Here is a 17,636-nt window from a genome sequence, read left to right as displayed (position 1 = left end):
TTCAGTGAGTGCTTTGATTGACGCGGCGAGAGAGCTCTTCGGCACTCTCGACCCGCTCGGAATAGCGATCGGTGAGATAGGCCGAGCGGCCCCGCGTCAGCCAGGTGAACTTCACGAGCTCCTCGCAGACATCGACGATGCGCATGTAGAGCGGCGACGGCTTCATGCGGCCGGCGTCGTCGAACTCGTTGAACGCCTTGGGCACGGAGGACTGGTTGGGGATGGTGATCATCCGCATCCAGCGCCCCAGGATCCGCAGCTGGTTGACGGCGTTGAAGCTCTGGCTGCCGCCGGAGACTTCCATCACCGCCAGCGTCTTGCCCTGAGTGGGGCGAACGCCGCCCAGCGACAGCGGAATCCAGTCGATCTGCGCCTTCATGATGCCGGTCATGGCACCGTGGCGCTCCGGGCTGACCCACAGCATGCCGTCGGACCATTCGGCGAGTGCGCGCAGTTCCTGCACCTTGGGATGCTCCGCCTCGGCATCGTCCGGCAGCGGCAGGCCCGAAGGATTGAAGGTTCGCACCTCGCAGCCGTACCAGCGCAGCAGCCGGCCGGCCTCCTCGGAGGCCAGCCGCGAGAAGGAGCGCTCGCGCAGCGAACCGTAGAGCACCAGAATCTTTGGCGGATGACGCGGCGCATCGCTACCGACCAGCGCCTCGATATCGATCGGCTGCAGTTTCGCCGGATCGATATTGGGCAGGTCGTCGAAATCAACGGACTCGTCCACCTCGCCGCCACTCCTTTCTCTGCCGATCATTTGCCCGCTCCCTCGGCGTGCACGACGTCGCCGTCTTCCTTGGTGAACGTGGCGACCGGGTTGGCCAGCAGCCCCAGCACGCGCTCCGAAGGCCGGCACAGCCGGGCGCCCTTGTCGGTGACCACGATCGGGCGATTGATCAGGATCGGGTGCGCCATCATCGTGTCGATCAACCGGTCATCGCTCAGGGCCGGATCGCCAAGACCAAGCTCCTCGAACGGCGTTCCCTTGCGACGCAGCAGTTCTCGCGGCGTGATGCCCATCATCGAGATCAGTTCGACCAGCCGCTCGCGGGTGGGCGGCGTCTTCAGGTATTCGATCACGTCCGGCGTCTCGCCGGAGGCCTCGATCATCGCCAGCGTGTTGCGGGACGTGCCGCAGTCGGGGTTGTGGTAGATCAACGGCTTCATGACGATCTCATGTCTCCTTGCTTTCGGGATGGCATTGCCCCAGCGCCTCCATCAGCGGCTCGCAGACCTCCGGACGCCCGGCACAGCAGTCGCGCACCAGGAACTGGATCGTCTCCTTCATGTGCGAGAGATCGGCGCGATAGATGATCGAACGGCTCTGGCGTCGCGAGACGACCCAACCGGCCCGCGCCAGCACCGAGAGATGGGCCGACATCGTGTTGTGGGGCACCGAGAGCTGACGCGCGATCTCGCCAGCCGGAAGCCCCTCGGGCTCATGGCGGACGAGCAGCCGAAATGCCTCGAGGCGCGTCTGCTGGGACAAGGCGGCAAAACTGGCAATGACAGCGGTAGTTTCCATATGTCCAGAATATAGGACATGTCAGAATACGGCAAAGCCGCCGGAGGGATGCCGAACGGTAGTGGCTCCTTCGGGAGCCACTCGCTGCATCGGATTCAGCCGTTGCTGTCGTTCGACTTATCGTTCAACTGGCCGAAGTAGACGGGCCGGCAGATACAGAAGACCGGGGCGCCGGTCTCCTCGACGGCGGCGACGAAGCGTTCCGCCTTTTCCTCGTCCATTGCGTACATCAGCTCGACGGGCTGATCCGCCAGGTCGAAGAAATGGGCAGAGTGCAGCTTGCCGTCCTCCCCGGTTCCCTCGACATCGCTGCGCCTGGTCATCCGGTTGATATCCAGGCTCTTCGCCGTCTCGGTGACCCAGTCGTAGACCCGCTTCCCCTCGTGACGACGAGACTCGGGCACGATGAATATCACCTCGTAGCCGCTTTTCAGACGATTCATTGCTGCGATCCTCCCAGTACGTTCTGAATGACGCTGAAGGTCAGAAAGCCCAGCCCGGTCATGGCGAGCGACCCCAACACGTGAATGCCGATCCCCATCAACGCCATGCCGTAACGCTCCGCCTGGATATTGCCGAACATCTCGGCCGAGAAGGTGGAGAACGTGGTCAGCGCGCCCAGGAAGCCGGTGATCACGAACAGGCGGAGTTCCGGCGACAGGGAGGGAAGATGCGCGAAGAACGCGACGCCGATACCGATCAGCCACGCCCCCAGCAGGTTCGCCACCAGCGTCCCGGGCGGAATCGCCGGAAACAGGGCGTTGAGCCAGACACCCAACAGCCATCGCAGATTCGCACCGATCGCGGCGCCGGCCCCGATCGACAATACGGACAACCACATACCTAGCGTCCTCGATACATCAAGGTTTCATCAATGATCCGATCGAGGAGCCGCGCCAGCGAGGAAGGAAAGACAGACACCTGCCGACACGCCTCGACCGAAGCGCCCGCAGGCATCATTAACCGATAGACGGTGGTTCGAGCGAACGAGAAGGCCGCTCGGGAGGAATGCCATCTCCCACGGCAAGACCTTAGCACCGAACCCGGCGGCCGCGCTACTGAACCGCCCGGCGACGCTCTCCCGGCTCTTTCTATCTAGGCGCCGGGGCCGCACTCCATGCATTGATTCTCCATCGCCGGTTTCAGCAGCAGTCGAGCGCTCAGCTCGCGCAACGCGGTCTGAAGCCCTTCTTCCAGCGTCGGGTGATAAAACGGCATCCCCAGCATTTCCGGTACGGATAGCGCCTGCTGATGCGCCCAGGCGAGCAGATGCGCCAGATGTTCGCCCGCGGGCGCACAGAGCTCGGCGCCGAGAAAGCGGCCACTGCCGTATTCGCCGTAGAGACGCAGATAGCCCCGGTTGGCCGCCATGATGCGAGCCCGGCCCTGGTTCTCGTAGGAAAATTCGCTGACGCTCAGCCTGTCGCCGTACTGCTCCGCCAGCGCGGCATGCCCGGGTCCGACGCGGGCCATCTGCGGTTCGCAGAAGGCGATGCTCAGCGGGGAACGGCGCGGCGCGGCGTAGACGCCTTTCCCGCGGCCGGCGTTGTCGCCGGCGATATTGCCTTCGTCGGTCGCCTCGTGCAGGACCGGCGTATCGTTGTCCACATCGCCAGCCATGTAGATATGGCCGAACTCCCCGTTCCCGTTGCGACAGCGTAGCGTATGGCGATCGACTTCCGGCATGCCCCGCTCGTCCAGCGCCAGCCCGGCGCGAGGCAGCTCGAGCCTATCGACATTGGGCTGGCGCCCCGTCGCGATCAGCGCGTGATCGAAAGATTCGGTCCTGGATTCGCTGGAGCGGCGATCGGTAAAGCGCACCCTCACCTGGTCGCCGTGGCGCTCGACGATTTCCGCATCGCCGCGCGTATCGAGATAGAACTCCTCGTTGAACAAGCGCTCGCACTGGGCGATTACCTTGTCATCGGTCAGCACGCCCAGACTGCCGTGCTGGCCGAACAGCCGCACTCGCACGCCGAGTCTCGCTAGCGCCTGGGCCAGTTCCAGCCCGGTGGTCCCCGGGCCGAACACTGCCACCGATTCGGGCAGCGTCCGCCATTCGAACACGGTATCGCTGGTCACCAGCCGATCTCCCGCGGTCTCGAGCGGCTCGGGAATGGCCGGCCGCGATCCGGTGGCGATGACGATTCTTCCGGCCGTGAGCCGAATGTCGTCACCGATGAGCAGCGTATGCGCATCTTCGAAACGGGCCATGCCCTGGTAACGGCAAGAATCGGGAATGGATTCCATCGACTCCAGCACGTGACCCACGAACCGATCCCGCTCCTGGCGCACGCGCGTCATCACCGCTTCGCCATCCACGCGCACCTCGCCGTCGAGCCGAACGCCAAACGGCGCGGCATGACGAGCCTGATGCGCCGCGTTGGCTGCCGCAATCAGCAGCTTGCTGGGCATGCAACCGACTCGGGCGCAGGTCGTGCCGGGGATTCCGCCTTCGATCAGCGCCACGCTATCGGTGTGGTTGCTGGCTGCCTGCCAAGCTGCCAGCCCCGCGCTGCCGGCACCGATGACCGCGACCTCGAACCGATGCTCCTGCATGCTTCCTCCCTATGGGCGCGCCCAGATCGAATGGCAACCGTCCGCGAACGACATCTGCCGGTGAGCGTCAATTCGCCTGCGGCTCGAGCTCGACCTTGATCCAGCCTTCCTCGCGACGATCGAATGCCTCGTAGGCTTCGAGCACGTCGGAGATCGGCGTGGCCTGGCTGAGGATCTCCGCCGGGTCGATCAGCCCCGTCCGGGTCATGTCGACCAGCTTGGGGATGTACTTGCTGTGGTTGCAGTTGCCCATCTTCAGCGTCAGGTTGCGGTTCATCGCCATGCCGATCGGGAACTGGCGGAAATCCGGCGGGTAGACGCCGATGATCGACAGCGTGCCGGCCTTGGCCAGACTTCGAACCGCCCACTGCAGCGCCTGGCTTGGCGCATCGCCGGGGTGCCAGTTGTCGCCGTCGGGATTCGTTTCCGGGGCGTTGGTACGCGACTCCTGCTCCTCGGTCTCGATGTCGCTTTTGTCGCCGGCGTGGGCATCGTGGGCGTGCTCGGCATCGATCCCCACCGCATCGATGGCACGATCCGGACCGATCCCGCCGGTCAGGCGCTGCAGCGTCTCGACCGGATCCTCCCGATCGAAGTTGATGCACTCTGCACCCAGCTTGCGTGCCTTGTCGAGACGATCCGGCTTGGAGTCGATGGCGAAGACCCGGCCGGCACCGAGCAGCTTGGCGCTGACGATGGCGCACAGCCCCACCGGGCCGCAGCCGAATACCGCAACACTGTCGCCATCCTTGATCTCGGCGAGATCGGCGCCGAAGTAGGCGGTCGGCAGAATGTCCGATATCACGATCGCCTGTTCGTCGCTGACTTCGTCGGGCAGCTTGGTCAGCACGGTAGTGGCGAACGGAATGCGCGCCTTCTCGGCCTGCAGGCCATTGAAGGGTCCGGTCGGCGCCGGCCCGCCGAAGAACGAGGTGCCGGCCTGCTTGCCGTTGGGGTTGGCAACGTCGCATTGGGCGTAGTAACCGGCGCGGCAGTAGGAGCAGTTGCCGCAGCCGATGGTCGAGGAGACGACGACCCGGTCGCCGATATCGAGATTGCGCACGTCGTCGCCGAGCTGCTCGACGATACCGACGCCTTCGTGTCCGAGAATGGTGCCGGCCTGCATCGGCGTGAAGGAGCCGCGAACGAAGTGCAGGTCGGTGCCGCACAGTGCAGAGGTGGTCAGCCGGATGATGGCATCGGTCGGTTCCTGAAGTTGCGGCTCGGGAACGTCATCGACGCGAATATCACCGATAGCGTGAAAGACGACGGCTTTCATCATGCCTCCTGATATTTTCAGAGTCGGGTGTCGAAACAGTACGAGTCATACACGCAGGCATCCTGCATGAATGAACGAATGAGTGGGCTCGTACGCGACAAATCTCCTTGAGCGTAGATGGCGTCGAATAACTCGCCACGCGCCTTCGGAATAACGGATTAACGTGGGTCAAGTGCAGCAACGGGCGCTCATGAAACGACCCGATATCCGGGTGGATATCGGGTCGTTCACAGGGAGGTACTTTTCGCCTTGCTTCCTGCTGGTTACGCCATGGCTTCACACGCTTCGGCGCAGCGGTGACAAGCCTTGGCGCACTCCTGGCAATGCTCGGCATCATGCTTGGCGCACTCGTCGCCACACGCCTTGCAGATATCCGCACAGAGCCTGCAGATCTGGCTGGCATATTCGCTACCCTGCGCCATGAAGGAAGCCGCCAAACGGCAGATCTGCGCACACTGCCTGTCCAGACGGATACATTCCGCCATCATTTTCACGTCGTCTTCTTTCAGGCAGGCAACAGAGCAGGCATCGCAGTAAGCCGCACAGATATGACAACTCTCGATGCAGGATTGATATTTTCCGAAGTCCATCTCGTCTCCTTTAGCGCTTTTTACCAACGCCCATTTATTGGCAATAGGTATCGAAACTGTTTAACAGTTCATCCAAAGGTGTAGCGACTTCCAGGGCCTCGGACAAGTTCTCTCGATATATAACCGCCTTATTCTCATATCCTTCTGATTCTGCAACACAAAGGTTTGGATGAATGAGACTGGCCTGCCGAAAAGGGAATCAATAAAAACATTTCCGCCATTTAAATTGGATAAACCTGTAGTAACGATTTTGCTCGCACAATGCAGTACCAGGTCTATTGAAAGGCGCCGATGATGCCAGGATGAGTTCACCCCTCAGTGAGCGGGCGAGAACCGACGGGCCAGCCACCATCCAGCCACCATGGCGACCAGAAACAGCGCCAGCGGCCAGCTCAGCCCCGGCAGCGAGGCGACCGCCGGCCCCGGGCAGTAACCGGTCAGCCCCCAGCCGATGCCGAAAAGTGCCGCACCGCCCAGCAGCCGGCCGTCGAGATCGCGGCGCGTGGGTAGCTGAAAGCGCACGTCCAGCACCGGCGCCTGCCGCCGCCAGACCAATCGATAACCGATGAAAGTGGTGACGACGGCGCCACCCAGCACGAAGATCAGGGTCGGATCCCAGGCGCCGGCCACGTCGAGGAAGCCGATGACCCGTGCCGGATCGGTCATGCCGCTGACTGCCAGACCGAGCCCGAACAGCAGCCCGGCCAGATACCCTGCCAGCGCTTTCATACCGAGCCCCCCAGCATGTGCCGCGAGACGAACACCGTCAGCATGGCGACCAGCACGAAGACGAGCGTCGCGGCCATCGACCGGGGCGAAAGCCGCGCCAGCCCGCAGACCCCGTGCCCGCTGGTGCAACCGCTACCCAGACCGGTGCCCAGCCCGACCAGCAGCCCTCCCGCCAGCATCAGTAGTGGTCCGGCCACAGGCAGGCCGACCACACCGGTGCCGGCAGCCGTATTGCCCAGACCGCTTCCCGTCAGCATCAACACGGCCGGGCCCGAAACCAGCCCGAGCAGAAAGGCCAGACGCCAGGGCCTGTCCCCGCCGCGGTCGAAAATCAGCCCGGAGAGCATGCCGCTGATCCCGGCGATCCGCCCCAGCAGCCCCATGAGCAGGGTGGAGGAAAGGCCGATCAGGACGCCGCCCAGCGCGCCTTGCAACCCACTCATCGTTTCCATCTCGTGTCCTCTTGACGTTGTCTCCACCACGATTGTCTCAACCGGCTGTCGCGGAATGCCCGGGGACGGGCGATTCGATACAGGGATGGCTCAACGGCGCCGAGCCGCGGCCATGCAGCTCGCACCAGGCATCGAAGGTGCTCAGGAAAACGCGGCCATTGAGCGTCTCGAGCAGTTCGGTACGACTCAATCGATCCATCACCGGTCCTTTCACTTCGGCGAGATGCAGCCCGATATTCTTTTCCCGCAGGCGCCGATTGAGCGCCTCGAGACTCTCCAGCGCCGTCGCGTCGATGACGTTGATCGCCTGGCAGGCCAGCACCAAATCCCTTGGCGGCGGATCGCGATTGACCACCGCTGTGACCAGGTCTTCCAGATGGCGAACGTTGGCGAAATAGAGACTCTCGTCGACGCGCAGAATGGCGACACCAGCGTCGGTCTCCACGGCATGGCGGCGGACGTTGCGAAAATGCTCGGTGCCGGGAATGCGGCCGACTTCCGCGCTGTGCGGCCGACTGGTGCCATACAGATGCAGCGCCAGCGACATGGCGACGCCGACCAGGATGCCCACGTCCACGCCCAGCATCAGCGTCGCCAGCGCGGTCGCCGACATCGCGATGCCCTCGCCGCGAGCATAGCGCCAGACGCGCCTGAACGCCGCCAGATCGATCAGCGAGACGGTGGCGATGACGATGGTCGCCGCCAGCGTCGCCATCGGCAGTTCCCGCAGCCACGGCGACAGGAACAGCATGGCCAGCGCGATGCCCACGGCGGTGAAGGCGCTGGAGGCCGGGGTACGGGCGCCGGCATCGTAGTTGACTACAGAGCGGGAGAAGCCGCCGGTGATCGGCATGCCGCCGGTGAAAGCCGCCGCCAGATTGGCCCCGCCGAGCCCGATCAGTTCCTGGTCCGGATCGACGCGCTCGCCACGGCGCACCGCCAGCGCCTGGGCCACCGAGACCGATTCCACGTAGCCGACGATGCTGATCAGCACCGCCGAGCCGATCAGCGAACGCCACAGCTCCGGCTCCCAGTCGGGCAGGGTCAGCGGTGGCAGCCCGGCGGGAATCTCGCCGATGACGGCCACGTCGCGGCCCAACCATCCCGCCGCGCTGGCCACCAGCGCCGCCAGCACGATGGTGGCGATGGGCGCCAGCTTGACCAGCACGCCCGCCGCTCGGGCCGGCACACGGCAGCGTTCCAGCGCGGGCTTGCCCCACCGCCGTATCAGCCACAGCAGCAGGAGCGACCCCAGCCCGATGACCACTGTGGGCAGGCTGACATCGTCCAGCGCCGAAGGTAGCCGGGACAACAGCGCCGGCAGCGTCGAACCTGAGAGCTCGACACCGAGCAGCTGCTTGAGCTGACTCGCCGCGATCAGAACGCCCGAGGCGCTGACGAATCCCGTCATCACCGGGTGGCTCAGGAAGTTGGCCAGAAAACCCAGCCGACAGAGCCCCATGATCAGGAGAATGGCCCCGGAGAGCAGCGCCAGCACCAAGGCCGCGGCGATGTAATCCGGCGAGCCCGATTCGGCAACCTGCGACAGCGCCGATGCCGTCATCAACGACACCACCGCCATCGGACCAACCGAGAGCGTCGCGCTACTCCCCAGCAGGGTATAGACGACCAGCGGCACGAGGCTCGCATACAGCCCCACCACCGGCGGGAGCCCCGCCAGCATGGCGTAGGCCAGCGCCTGCGGAATCAGCATCAGCGCCACGATGGTGGCCGCCAGCAGATCCTCGCCCAGCAACTCGCCGTTGTAGCGCCGCCCCCAGTCGAGGATCGGAAGCCAGCGTGCCAGCCCGACTCTGTGCTGCTGATTCATGACTCGTCGGCCTCGTTAGCTGAACCGTGCCACGCCCCGGGGTTCATCTCACTCCCACGCCGCGCCTTCCAGCGCATTGAGAGGAATCTTCAGATAGCGCTTGCCGTTATTCTCCGGCTCGGGGAGACGTCCGCCGAGAATATTGACCTGCAACGCGTGCAGGATCAGCTTCGGCATCGGCAGCTCGCTATCGCGGCGGTTGCGCAGCTCGACGTACTCGGCCTCGCTGCTCTCGCCGAGCCGGTGCTTGTTGTGCTCACGCTGCTCGCGCACGGTGCTTTCCCACTGCGGTTCGCGGCCGTCGGGCATGTAGTCGTGACCGGTGAACAGGCGCGTCTCATCGGGCAGCGCGAGGATCGCCTGGATCGAATGCCATAGCTGATGAGCGTCACCGCCGGGAAAGTCGGCGCGGGCGGTGCCGAAATCGGGCTGGAACAGGGTGTCATGAACGAAGGCGGCATCGCCGATCACGTAGGTGATCGAGGCCAGCGTATGCCCCGGCGAGTGCATCACGCGACAGTCGATCTCGCCCAACTTGAAGGTGTCCCCGTCGTCGAACAGATGATCCCACTGGCTGCCGTCGTCCTTCAGGTCCGGCCAGTTGTAGATCTTCTTCCACAGCGCCTGCACCTGGGTCACCGGCCGGCCGATGGCGGTGGGCGCGCCGGTTTTTTCGTGCAGATAGCGCGCGGCGGAAAAGTGATCCGCGTGCGGGTGGGTATCCAGAATCCACTCGACCTCGAGCCCTTCGCGCTCGATATACGCCAGCAGCTCGTCGGCATGATGGGTCGCGGTGGCGCCGGACTTCTCATCAAAATCGAGCACAGGGTCGATGACCGCGCAGCGGCGCGTGGCGGGATCGCTGACGACGTACTGGATACTGAAGGTGCGAGGGTCGAAGAAGCCGGCGACATCGGGCCGGCCGCTTTCCCTATCACCGCGGGAGAGAGCGAAAGTGTTCATGGCGACTCCTTTGGGGAAGACATGCCCCTAGAGTAACGCCAAAAATGTTCTAACGTTAGATCTTTTTGAAATATAAAAGTCGACGCAAAATTCTCTCTATGCCATCTGGATATAACCGAGGCACCTGTTATCCGTGACCGCCAGATAGCATTGGCTGCCGAGCCACCAACGAAGAGCAGAAGCATGGTGGAATCGTGCAGGCGGGCGCGGAATGAAGGAGAGCGGCGGAACGGGAGAGCAACGAAAAATGAAAGAGGGCCCAGGCGCAAGCGCCGGGGCCCTCAGTAAGCACGACCATAGGTGCTTGGCTATCACGGTCTCGCAAATCCGTGAATCCATGGCATCAGAACATTCCTGTCTGCATTCCTGGCGAGCATCCATCCAATGGAAGGCGACAGCATAAAGCCAAATTATGACTAGGAATAATGAACTGGCTTAAGTATTGCCAGTATTTTGTTACTCATTGTAAGTATGCAGGCAGCTCCTGCTCGGTCGAGCTGCCCTGTTTCGTCATCGGGACTGCTTCAGCAGCGCTCCAGATAGTGGACGCTGAACAGGTCCTCGTCGTCGGTCCAGCAGGCGCGCGCCTTGAATCCCGCGCGCTCCGTGAGTGCCTGAAAGCCTTCGACCGTGTACTTGTAGGAGTTTTCGGTATGGATCGTCTCGCCCTCCTGGAAACGGAAGCGCTCGCCTTCGATCGCCACGACCTGGGGTAATCGGCTGACCAGGTGCATCTCGATGCGGGATTGCGCCTCGTTATAGAAAGCGCGATGGGCGAAATGCCCGGGGTCGATTTCGGTATTCAGCTCCCCGCGCAGCCGATCCAGCAAGTTCAGGTTGAACGCTGCCGTCACGCCTGCCGCATCGTTGTAGGCGGCTTCGAGTGTGGTCTTGTCCTTGATCAGGTCGACACCTATCAGCAACCCGCTGCCAACGGGCAGCAGTGAGTGCAAGCCGCGCAGGAAATCTTCGGCGGACTCCGGGTCGAAGTTGCCGATGCTCGAGCCCGGGAAGAAGCCGACCGGCCGTTCGCAGTACAGCCCCTCCGGCAAGTCCAAGTTGCAGGAGAAGTCGGCACAGGCGGCGTGCACCTCGAGCCATGGATAGTCGGCAGCCAGACGGCGCGTGCTTTCGAGCAGGAAGTCCCGGGAGATATCGATGCCGAGATAGCTCGACGGTCGCATGGCTTCCAGCAGCAGCCGAACCTTGCGGCTTGCCCCGCTGCCGAGTTCGATCAGCGTCGCGTCATTCCCGGCGATGCTTGCGATGTCCTCGGCGGCGTCGGCCAAGATCAACTCCTCGGTTCGTGTCGGATAATACTCCGGCTGTGATGAGTACCTGGCGTTTCCGATCGCCATGCTCGGAATCACGGTGGCGCGCCGTGCCTGGACGATGGGAGTAGCGTTCGTGTTATATCGGCTGTTCGATGTCACCAAGCCATTGCCCATTGGCTATAGCGAAGCCATCGGTGGCGGCTTGGGTATCGTGCTGGATGACGTTATGGCGGCATTCTTTGCATGTATTGTGCTCTTTGTGGGGCTTACCCTGTGGCACCGATGGCATTCCAGGTGAAGCGATGATCCTGCCACCGTCACGCAAAAACCCGGTCGATCGAAATGCCTGAGATGTGGCTTCGGGGAGGCCTCAGTTGAATGAACACCGAATTGGGATAAATCACGATATCCGGCGCCTTCCGGATTTTCAGGAACCATTCAGGAACCGGCTGTATCTTCGGCAAATAGATTCAGTCTCTCGATGAGCCATGAGAATATTACTGGTAGAAGATGATGAGCTGTTGGCGGAAAGTTTGGCAGAGCTTCTGGATGATGCTGGCTACCGCACCGACATTTCACCTAGTAGCCGATCGGCGTCTGCGCTCTCGGCTAGCGAGGAGTACACGCTGGTCATTCTGGACCTTGGTTTGCCGGACGGCTCCGGGCTGAGTCTCCTCTCCGACTGGCGGGACGCTAAGTGGTCTGTGCCGATACTGATTCTGACCGCAAGAGATAGCTGGATGGATAAGGTCGAAGGGCTTCGCGCCGGCGCCGACGACTACCTCACCAAGCCTTATCATGAGGAAGAGTTGCTGGCGCGTCTGGAGGCCTTGTTGCGTCGTCGAGGTAGTCATTTTTCCTCCCTTCTGGAGATCAACAATCTTCGGCTCGATGAGGCACGCCAGCAGTTCAGTGTGGATCACCAGGAGTGGCAAACACTCACCTCCACCGAATTTCGGCTTCTGCGCTACCTGATGCGCCACCCTGATCGCGTTCACTCCAAGCGACACTTGCTCGAACAACTCTACGCGCTCGAGCAGGATGCTGCGGCTCCCAATCTCGTCGAGGTCTATATCGGCAGACTACGTCATCGGCTCGGACGTGAGCGCATCGTGACGCGCCGTGGTGAGGGGTACATGCTTGTCTCGGTTTAGCCGGCGAAGCCTACGCCTCCGGTTGCTGGGTAGCCTGGGCATTGCGGCGCTGATCGTCGTCGGGAGTACCTGGGTACTGCACGGACTGCTGCTGGACCAGTTGGCACGGAATTTTCTCGCCGATCGCTTACAGCAGGAATCCGAACTGCTCGTGCGCCGATTGCGCCTCGAGGGCCCGAGTGCCCTGTCGCTGCCACCTGATTCCAGCCCCGCCGAAACCTTTCACCACTTCTATCAGTTGCGGACCAACGGCCGTGTCTACGCGACTCACGATGCGCTCGAGACATTGCCGACCGGGGATACAGAAGGCGCGCAACTCTTGCAGTGGCGCGATCATCGACTGCTGCTGTGGCGAACCGGATTGATGCTTGCCGGCGAACCTGCCACATTGACGGTCGGCGAAGACTTCGCCGGCATCGAGCGAGGACTGACACGCCTTCACTGGTGGATCGGTGCAGCGGCCATGGTGCTGCTGTTGCTGTTGATACTGCTCAACCTGTTCGCGGTCAATCATGCTTTACGCCCGTTCGGTCGGCTATCGCGCCAGCTCATCGAGCTGCAACGCGGCGAGCGCCGCCGCCTGGACATCAAAACCGTCTCCGAGCTGAAAGCCCCCATCGCTCAACTCAATACCCTTCTCGACGAACATGAACGTCGTCAGCAGCGCTCGCGGGAGTCACTGGCCAACCTTTCTCACGCGATCAGGACGCCACTAACGGCGGTCATGCAAGCCCTTCGCTCAAAACGAGCCCTGGATGATCAACGTCGTAAGCAGATTCTGGCTCGTCTCGACGACATCGATGAAAAACTGGAGAGCGAACTACGCCATTCGCGTATCGCCGGCCAGTCTACAGGACAGCAACATACCGGCATGGCAGAAGTCATTTCCATGCTGGAAATGTTTCGTACCCTCTACCCCGATCGCATCTTCGTTCTCGATGACACCGCCGTCGTCGATTTCCGGATACCGCTGGAGCGTCAGGACGGCATGGAGATGCTCGGTATCGTGCTCGACAATGCCGGTAAATGGGCGCGCCAACGCGTCGAGCTTACGCTACTTCCCAAGCCCTGGTGCCTAAGGCTCGAGGATGATGGCCCGGGGGTTCCGGATATCATGCTCGATCGCCTGGGCCAGCGAGGCGTCAGGCTTGATGAACAACATCGTGGCCACGGCCTGGGGCTCTCCATTCTGTCACAGCTCACCGAACGCTACGGCGGTCGTGTGACCTATGGCCGTTCACGACTGGGCGGGCTGCGGGTCGAAATCACGTTACACCCTGGCTCGGCGCCGTGAAGATACTTTTCTCGTTTTGGCGGATCTATTCAGCCTCTTTTCAGCTTACCCACGTTTACTGATGGCGAAGGCTCATGAACGCTCGGGAGATTCGTCATGCCACGCAGAAACGTCGCACTACTTTTGTCCGCAACACTCATTCTGGGTGCTCAAGTCGCCCACGCTTCGCCGCTACCCGATGAGGCGACACTCTACAAAAGCCCTGCCTGTGGCTGCTGTGCCGCTTACGGCGATTATCTGAAGGAGCGTGGTGTCGATGTCAAAGTCGTGGAAACCACCAACCTCGGCGAAATCAAAGAACGCCTTGACCTTCCTCATGGACTCGGGAGCTGCCACACCCTCAAGATGGGGGGCTACGTTGTCGAGGGCCATGTACCCGGCGCAGCGCTCGATCGGCTTTTTGCCGAACGTCCAAGCGTTCGCGGTATCGCCCTGCCCGGCATGCCGGCTGGCACACCGGGGATGCCCGGCGATCAGGTTCAGGCCTTGAACGTGCATCAGTTCGACGGTAACGAAACTCGAGTGTTCATGACCCTGCCGATATCGGCAGGCTGATTCTGGCACCCGGCAATCTGGTTTTGGTATCCGCCGGCCTCGATCAGCGGGCGAAAACATCACCTTTAAATATCCTTTCTCATAACAGCGGAGCTTTTTGATGAAATTCCTGTTCTTGCTTTTCACCTTGACTGCCGTCAGCGCCTCAGCCTTGGCAGATACCGGCCACGGTCAGTCACACCAAAGTGAGCCCGCGCCCAGCCGAACGATCGATATTCAGGCCGGAAGCATGTGGTTCGACGCCGACAAACTGCAGATCGAACCCGGTAAGACGGTACGTTTTCGGATCGAAAACGTATCCATGATTCCCCACGAATTTTCTATCGGCAGCGGCCGCATGCAGCAGATGCATCGAGAAATGATGCAACAGGGCGGAGACCATCACGGCGCTGAAGGCAGCGATAAGATGATGGGCGATCATCACAACGGCATGATGGATCACGGTGAGACCCAAAGCGCAGCCGTCACCATAGCGCCGGGCGAGACCGAGACACTGATCTGGACCGCACCCGAGCAGGGCGACGTCATCGAGTACGCGTGCTTCCTTCCCGGCCATTACGAAGCCGGGATGAAAGGAACCGTCACCTTGAATTCGAACGCTTGAACCTTGGTCATGCGCACCGCACGCGCTCCTAGGTGATCTCACGCACGTTGGGGAATGAAATCCATGAAACATCGCTCGATCGATAATGATCGTCGTCGACTTCTGATCGCACTGGCCGGAACCGGCGCCCTGGCAGGATTGGAGTCACTGCTACCCAGCTATGCCCGAGGCGAGGCGCTCTCTTCGCAGAGTGGGGTCGCGGCGCTGGTTGCGGGCGGCTCGCCCCGCCCTGTCTCGCTGGATCTCGACGTGCGTCGAGAACGGGTTGCCATCGCCGGTGGCCATGGCAGCGGCATCACCATCAATCGTTCGATTCCCGCGCCGCTAATCGAACTATGGGAGGGGCAAACCGCACGCCTGCGCATTCACAACCATCTCGATGAAGATACCTCTATTCATTGGCATGGTTTGCTCTTGCCGTTCGAGATGGATGGCGTGCCAGGTGTGTCGTTCCCCGGCATCGCACCTGGCGAAAGTTTTGAGGCGGCATTCTCCGTGCGCCAGAGCGGCACCTATTGGTATCACAGTCACTCCGGCATGCAGGAGCAGATCGGTCTGACCGGCCCGCTCGTCGTGCACCCTGCAGCCCCCCATCGGATACAGGCCGATCGCGAATACGTGATCATGCTCAACGACTGGACCTTTGAAGATCCACATAGAGTGATGGCACGGCTGAAAAGTCAAAGCGACTACTACAACTACAACGAACGCACGGCAGGCGATTTTTTCGAGGCCGTGGAGAAGCATGGTTGGAAAGCCACGCTACAAGACCGTCTGGCGTGGAACAATATGCGCATGAGTCCCAGAGACATTGCCGATGTGACAGGGTCGACGTACACCTACTTGATGAACGGCCGTCATCCGGCGGCTGGCTGGGAAGGACTCTTTCAACCGGAAGAGAGGATACGGCTGCGGGTTATCAATGCCTCGGCAATGACCTACTTTAACTTCCGCATTCCCGGCCTGGCCATGACAGTGGTAGGCGCTGACGGTGAGGAAGTGGAGCCGGTAGAAACCGACGAGTTTCAGATCGGTGTCGCAGAAACCTATGACGTTATCATCGAGCCGCGAGCAGACACTGCCTACACGCTGATGGCGGAGTCAATGGACCGCAGTGGTTTCGCCTTGGGCACTTTGGCGCCTCGCGCTGGCATGCGCGCGGCGGTACCCCCGTTGAGAGAGCCACCGCAGCGCACGATGGTGGATATGGGTATGGATATGTCGCACGGCGCCATGGGCGGCATGGCCGCCGGGGAGATGAGTGGCATGAGCGATGGCAGCATGTCGATGAACCACGGCTCCATGAATGGCATGGGCGATGGTGGCATGTCGGGTATGAACCACGGCTCCATGAATGGCATGAGCGATGGTGGCATGTCGGGTAGGAACCACGGCTCCATGAATGGCATGGGCGATGGCAGCATGTCGGGTATGAATCACGCCGGCGGCAGCCACAACGCCATGGCCGGAATGGCCGGAATGGGCGCAGAGGATGCCGGCCCGGTCGTGGCACGCCATGAGCAAGGCGGCCACGGACCCGGCAACATCAACGTCGCCGAGGTGCAGAGCAACCGGCTCGGTGAACGTGGGACCGGTCTCGAGACTGTCGATCATCGCGTGCTCACCTATAGTCAGCTACGCAACATCAAGCCCATGCGCGACCGACGCCCGCCGTCACGCACGATCGAGCTGCACCTGACCGGCAATATGGATCGCTACATGTGGTCATTCGACGGCGTGAAGTATTCCGACGCCGAGCCAATCGACATCGTGCTGGGAGACCGTATTCGTCTGGTGCTGGTCAACGACACCATGATGGAGCATCCCATCCACCTACATGGCATGTTCATGGAGCTGGAGAACGGACAAGGGGAACACCTACCGTTCAAACACACGCTCAGCGTCCTGCCGGCCTCGCGTGCGTCATTACTTCTCACTGCCGATGAACCGGGTCGCTGGGCTTTCCACTGCCATTTGTTGTACCACATGGATGCCGGGATGTTCCGGGTAGTCAGAGTCGCTCCGGCGGAGGCGTTCGACAATGTTTAACAGCAAATTCACCTGTCGCGGAACACTCCTCCTCGCGGCTCTATGCTTGCCAGTCGCCGCTATCGCCGACAACCATGGCCGTGCCAATGTGGACGAAGTCGTCCCCGGCGGGCCTCTGAACGCCCACAGCGGCTCTCCCGCCGAGTGGAACGAACCGGTACATGATGACGCGCTGTTCAGCCAGATACTCCTGGATCGGTTCGAGTATCGCGACACAAACGGCGCCCCCAACGCCTGGCTGTGGGATGCCCAAGGCTGGATTGGAAACGACATCGACCGTTTCTGGTGGAAAAGCGAAGGAGAAGGGCCAATCAATGGAGGAAGTCCCGAAAGCAGCGATCTCCAGTTGCTCTATAGTCGCGCGATAAGCCCGTTCTGGAACTTGCAGACGGGCGTGCGTCAAAGCTTCAATCCGGACCCTGATCGACGCTTCGCGGTCGTTGGCTTTCAGGGTCTGGCACCTTTGATGATGGAAACCGACACTGCGTTATTCGTCAGTGACGAGGGTGATGTCAGCGCAAGCACCGAATTCGAATATGAAATGCTCATCACTCAACGACTGATTCTTCAGCCTCGGCTGGAGCTCTCGGCATCGCTTCAAGATGTGCCGGAATATGACCTGGAGCAAGGCCTCAACAGCAGCGAGGTCGGGCTGAGGCTAAGTTATAGCCTGATACGGGAGATCAGCCCTTACGTGGGGATCAGTCATGAACGCAATTACGACGAGGATGAATCGACTACTGCATGGGTAGTGGGTTTGCGAGCCTGGTACTGA

The 17,636-nt window shown here is 61.6% G+C and carries 20 protein-coding genes and 1 riboswitch; of the genes, 7 read left to right on the top strand and 13 right to left on the bottom strand.

The window, feature by feature from the left end; translation table 11 throughout:
• Position 1: 1 nt before the first annotated feature.
• From arsH to egtD, 13 genes are all read right to left on the bottom strand, one after another.
• Positions 2–760, bottom strand: coding sequence for an arsenical resistance protein ArsH (gene arsH / locus R5R73_RS02580; protein WP_322528676.1), 759 nt, complete (start codon positions 758–760; stop codon positions 2–4).
• Positions 757–1,170 carry an arsenate reductase (glutaredoxin) gene (gene arsC / locus R5R73_RS02575; protein WP_322528675.1) on the bottom strand — a complete coding sequence of 138 codons (414 nt, stop codon included), beginning with the start codon at positions 1,168–1,170 and terminating at the stop codon, positions 757–759. The genes arsH and arsC overlap by 4 nt, the downstream gene beginning before the upstream one ends.
• 7 nt (positions 1,171–1,177) lie before the next feature.
• Positions 1,178–1,528 (bottom strand): helix-turn-helix transcriptional regulator, encoded by a 351-nt coding sequence (locus R5R73_RS02570; RefSeq protein ID WP_322528673.1) that lies wholly within the window; start codon positions 1,526–1,528, stop codon positions 1,178–1,180.
• Positions 1,529–1,623: 95 nt separating this feature from the next.
• Complete coding sequence (locus R5R73_RS02565; protein ID WP_110633742.1) at positions 1,624–1,971, bottom strand: DUF190 domain-containing protein; 348 nt, start codon at positions 1,969–1,971, stop codon at positions 1,624–1,626.
• Complete coding sequence (crcB, locus tag R5R73_RS02560) at positions 1,968–2,369, bottom strand: fluoride efflux transporter CrcB (RefSeq protein WP_110633739.1); 402 nt, start codon at positions 2,367–2,369, stop codon at positions 1,968–1,970. Before crcB ends, R5R73_RS02565 begins: the two co-directional genes overlap by 4 nt.
• Positions 2,370–2,471: 102 nt before the next feature.
• A riboswitch (Fluoride riboswitch) is annotated at positions 2,472–2,556 on the bottom strand.
• Positions 2,557–2,623: 67 nt separating this feature from the next.
• Entirely contained in the window at positions 2,624–4,087 is a 1,464-nt protein-coding gene (locus R5R73_RS02555) for a dihydrolipoyl dehydrogenase (protein ID WP_322528672.1), read from the bottom strand.
• Between the two features lie 67 nt (positions 4,088–4,154).
• Entirely contained in the window at positions 4,155–5,366 is a 1,212-nt protein-coding gene (locus R5R73_RS02550; RefSeq protein ID WP_322528671.1) for a zinc-dependent alcohol dehydrogenase, read from the bottom strand.
• Positions 5,367–5,629: 263 nt separating this feature from the next.
• The gene (locus R5R73_RS02545) at positions 5,630–5,956 is read right to left on the bottom strand and encodes a four-helix bundle copper-binding protein (protein ID WP_322528670.1); all 327 of its coding nucleotides are present in this window, start codon (positions 5,954–5,956) and stop codon (positions 5,630–5,632) included.
• 315 nt (positions 5,957–6,271) lie between these two features.
• The gene (locus tag R5R73_RS02540) at positions 6,272–6,685 is read right to left on the bottom strand and encodes a DUF6691 family protein (RefSeq protein WP_322528669.1); all 414 of its coding nucleotides are present in this window, start codon (positions 6,683–6,685) and stop codon (positions 6,272–6,274) included.
• A complete protein-coding gene (locus R5R73_RS02535; RefSeq protein WP_322528668.1) occupies positions 6,682–7,137 on the bottom strand; it encodes a YeeE/YedE family protein in 456 nt (151 codons plus the stop codon). Before R5R73_RS02535 ends, R5R73_RS02540 begins: the two co-directional genes overlap by 4 nt.
• Positions 7,138–7,174: 37 nt before the next feature.
• Positions 7,175–8,968, bottom strand: coding sequence for a SulP family inorganic anion transporter (locus R5R73_RS02530; protein WP_322528667.1), 1,794 nt, complete (start codon positions 8,966–8,968; stop codon positions 7,175–7,177).
• A gap of 48 nt (positions 8,969–9,016) precedes the next feature.
• Complete coding sequence (locus R5R73_RS02525; RefSeq protein ID WP_322528666.1) at positions 9,017–9,931, bottom strand: MBL fold metallo-hydrolase; 915 nt, start codon at positions 9,929–9,931, stop codon at positions 9,017–9,019.
• A 524-nt stretch (positions 9,932–10,455) separates the two neighbouring features.
• Entirely contained in the window at positions 10,456–11,220 is a 765-nt protein-coding gene (gene egtD / locus R5R73_RS02520; protein ID WP_322528665.1) for an L-histidine N(alpha)-methyltransferase, read from the bottom strand.
• A 67-nt stretch (positions 11,221–11,287) separates the two neighbouring features.
• Here egtD and R5R73_RS02515 point away from each other — a divergent pair, with 67 nt between their 5' ends.
• The 7 genes from R5R73_RS02515 (at position 11,288) to R5R73_RS02485 (ending at position 17,636) form a co-directional block, all read left to right on the top strand.
• On the top strand, positions 11,288–11,503 hold the full coding sequence (locus R5R73_RS02515; protein ID WP_322528664.1) for a phosphatidylglycerophosphatase A: 216 nt from the start codon (positions 11,288–11,290) through the stop codon (positions 11,501–11,503).
• Between the two features lie 190 nt (positions 11,504–11,693).
• Positions 11,694–12,359, top strand: a complete 666-nt coding sequence (locus R5R73_RS02510; RefSeq protein WP_251929364.1) for a response regulator transcription factor — start codon at positions 11,694–11,696, stop codon at positions 12,357–12,359.
• A complete protein-coding gene (locus R5R73_RS02505; protein ID WP_322528663.1) occupies positions 12,346–13,653 on the top strand; it encodes a sensor histidine kinase in 1,308 nt (435 codons plus the stop codon). The genes R5R73_RS02510 and R5R73_RS02505 overlap by 14 nt, the downstream gene beginning before the upstream one ends.
• Positions 13,654–13,749: 96 nt before the next feature.
• Positions 13,750–14,208, top strand: coding sequence for a DUF411 domain-containing protein (locus R5R73_RS02500; protein ID WP_322528662.1), 459 nt, complete (start codon positions 13,750–13,752; stop codon positions 14,206–14,208).
• Between the two features lie 100 nt (positions 14,209–14,308).
• Entirely contained in the window at positions 14,309–14,812 is a 504-nt protein-coding gene (locus tag R5R73_RS02495) for a cupredoxin domain-containing protein (RefSeq protein ID WP_035476223.1), read from the top strand.
• 63 nt (positions 14,813–14,875) lie between these two features.
• The gene (locus tag R5R73_RS02490; RefSeq protein ID WP_322528661.1) at positions 14,876–16,861 is read left to right on the top strand and encodes a copper resistance system multicopper oxidase; all 1,986 of its coding nucleotides are present in this window, start codon (positions 14,876–14,878) and stop codon (positions 16,859–16,861) included.
• Positions 16,854–17,636 carry a copper resistance protein B gene (locus tag R5R73_RS02485; RefSeq protein ID WP_322528660.1) on the top strand — a complete coding sequence of 261 codons (783 nt, stop codon included), beginning with the start codon at positions 16,854–16,856 and terminating at the stop codon, positions 17,634–17,636. The genes R5R73_RS02490 and R5R73_RS02485 overlap by 8 nt, the downstream gene beginning before the upstream one ends.

The sequence above is a fragment of the Salinicola sp. LHM genome, assembly GCF_034479735.1.
Classification (GTDB): domain Bacteria; phylum Pseudomonadota; class Gammaproteobacteria; order Pseudomonadales; family Halomonadaceae; genus Salinicola; species Salinicola salarius.
The sequence above is the reverse complement of the archived record's forward strand: the minus strand, read 5'-3'. Positions and strand labels throughout refer to the sequence as shown.

Bases quoted from the DNA above. Each gene is read 5' to 3' on its own strand.
- R5R73_RS02500 (WP_322528662.1), top strand. From the start codon at position 13,750: ATGCCACGCAGAAACGTCGCACTACTTTTGTCCGCAACACTCATTCTG.
- arsH (WP_322528676.1), bottom strand. From the start codon at position 760: ATGATCGGCAGAGAAAGGAGTGGCGGCGAGGTGGACGAGTCCGTTGAT.
- arsC (WP_322528675.1), bottom strand. From the start codon at position 1,170: ATGAAGCCGTTGATCTACCACAACCCCGACTGCGGCACGTCCCGCAAC.
- R5R73_RS02535 (WP_322528668.1), bottom strand. From the start codon at position 7,137: ATGGAAACGATGAGTGGGTTGCAAGGCGCGCTGGGCGGCGTCCTGATC.
- R5R73_RS02540 (WP_322528669.1), bottom strand. From the start codon at position 6,685: ATGAAAGCGCTGGCAGGGTATCTGGCCGGGCTGCTGTTCGGGCTCGGT.
- R5R73_RS02490 (WP_322528661.1), top strand. From the start codon at position 14,876: ATGAAACATCGCTCGATCGATAATGATCGTCGTCGACTTCTGATCGCA.
- R5R73_RS02570 (WP_322528673.1), bottom strand. From the start codon at position 1,528: ATGGAAACTACCGCTGTCATTGCCAGTTTTGCCGCCTTGTCCCAGCAG.
- R5R73_RS02495 (WP_035476223.1), top strand. From the start codon at position 14,309: ATGAAATTCCTGTTCTTGCTTTTCACCTTGACTGCCGTCAGCGCCTCA.
- R5R73_RS02510 (WP_251929364.1), top strand. From the start codon at position 11,694: ATGAGAATATTACTGGTAGAAGATGATGAGCTGTTGGCGGAAAGTTTG.
- R5R73_RS02545 (WP_322528670.1), bottom strand. From the start codon at position 5,956: ATGGACTTCGGAAAATATCAATCCTGCATCGAGAGTTGTCATATCTGT.
- R5R73_RS02555 (WP_322528672.1), bottom strand. From the start codon at position 4,087: ATGCAGGAGCATCGGTTCGAGGTCGCGGTCATCGGTGCCGGCAGCGCG.
- crcB (WP_110633739.1), bottom strand. From the start codon at position 2,369: ATGTGGTTGTCCGTATTGTCGATCGGGGCCGGCGCCGCGATCGGTGCG.
- R5R73_RS02525 (WP_322528666.1), bottom strand. From the start codon at position 9,931: ATGAACACTTTCGCTCTCTCCCGCGGTGATAGGGAAAGCGGCCGGCCC.
- R5R73_RS02550 (WP_322528671.1), bottom strand. From the start codon at position 5,366: ATGAAAGCCGTCGTCTTTCACGCTATCGGTGATATTCGCGTCGATGAC.
- R5R73_RS02485 (WP_322528660.1), top strand. From the start codon at position 16,854: ATGTTTAACAGCAAATTCACCTGTCGCGGAACACTCCTCCTCGCGGCT.
- R5R73_RS02565 (WP_110633742.1), bottom strand. From the start codon at position 1,971: ATGAATCGTCTGAAAAGCGGCTACGAGGTGATATTCATCGTGCCCGAG.
- R5R73_RS02530 (WP_322528667.1), bottom strand. From the start codon at position 8,968: ATGAATCAGCAGCACAGAGTCGGGCTGGCACGCTGGCTTCCGATCCTC.
- R5R73_RS02515 (WP_322528664.1), top strand. From the start codon at position 11,288: ATGCTCGGAATCACGGTGGCGCGCCGTGCCTGGACGATGGGAGTAGCG.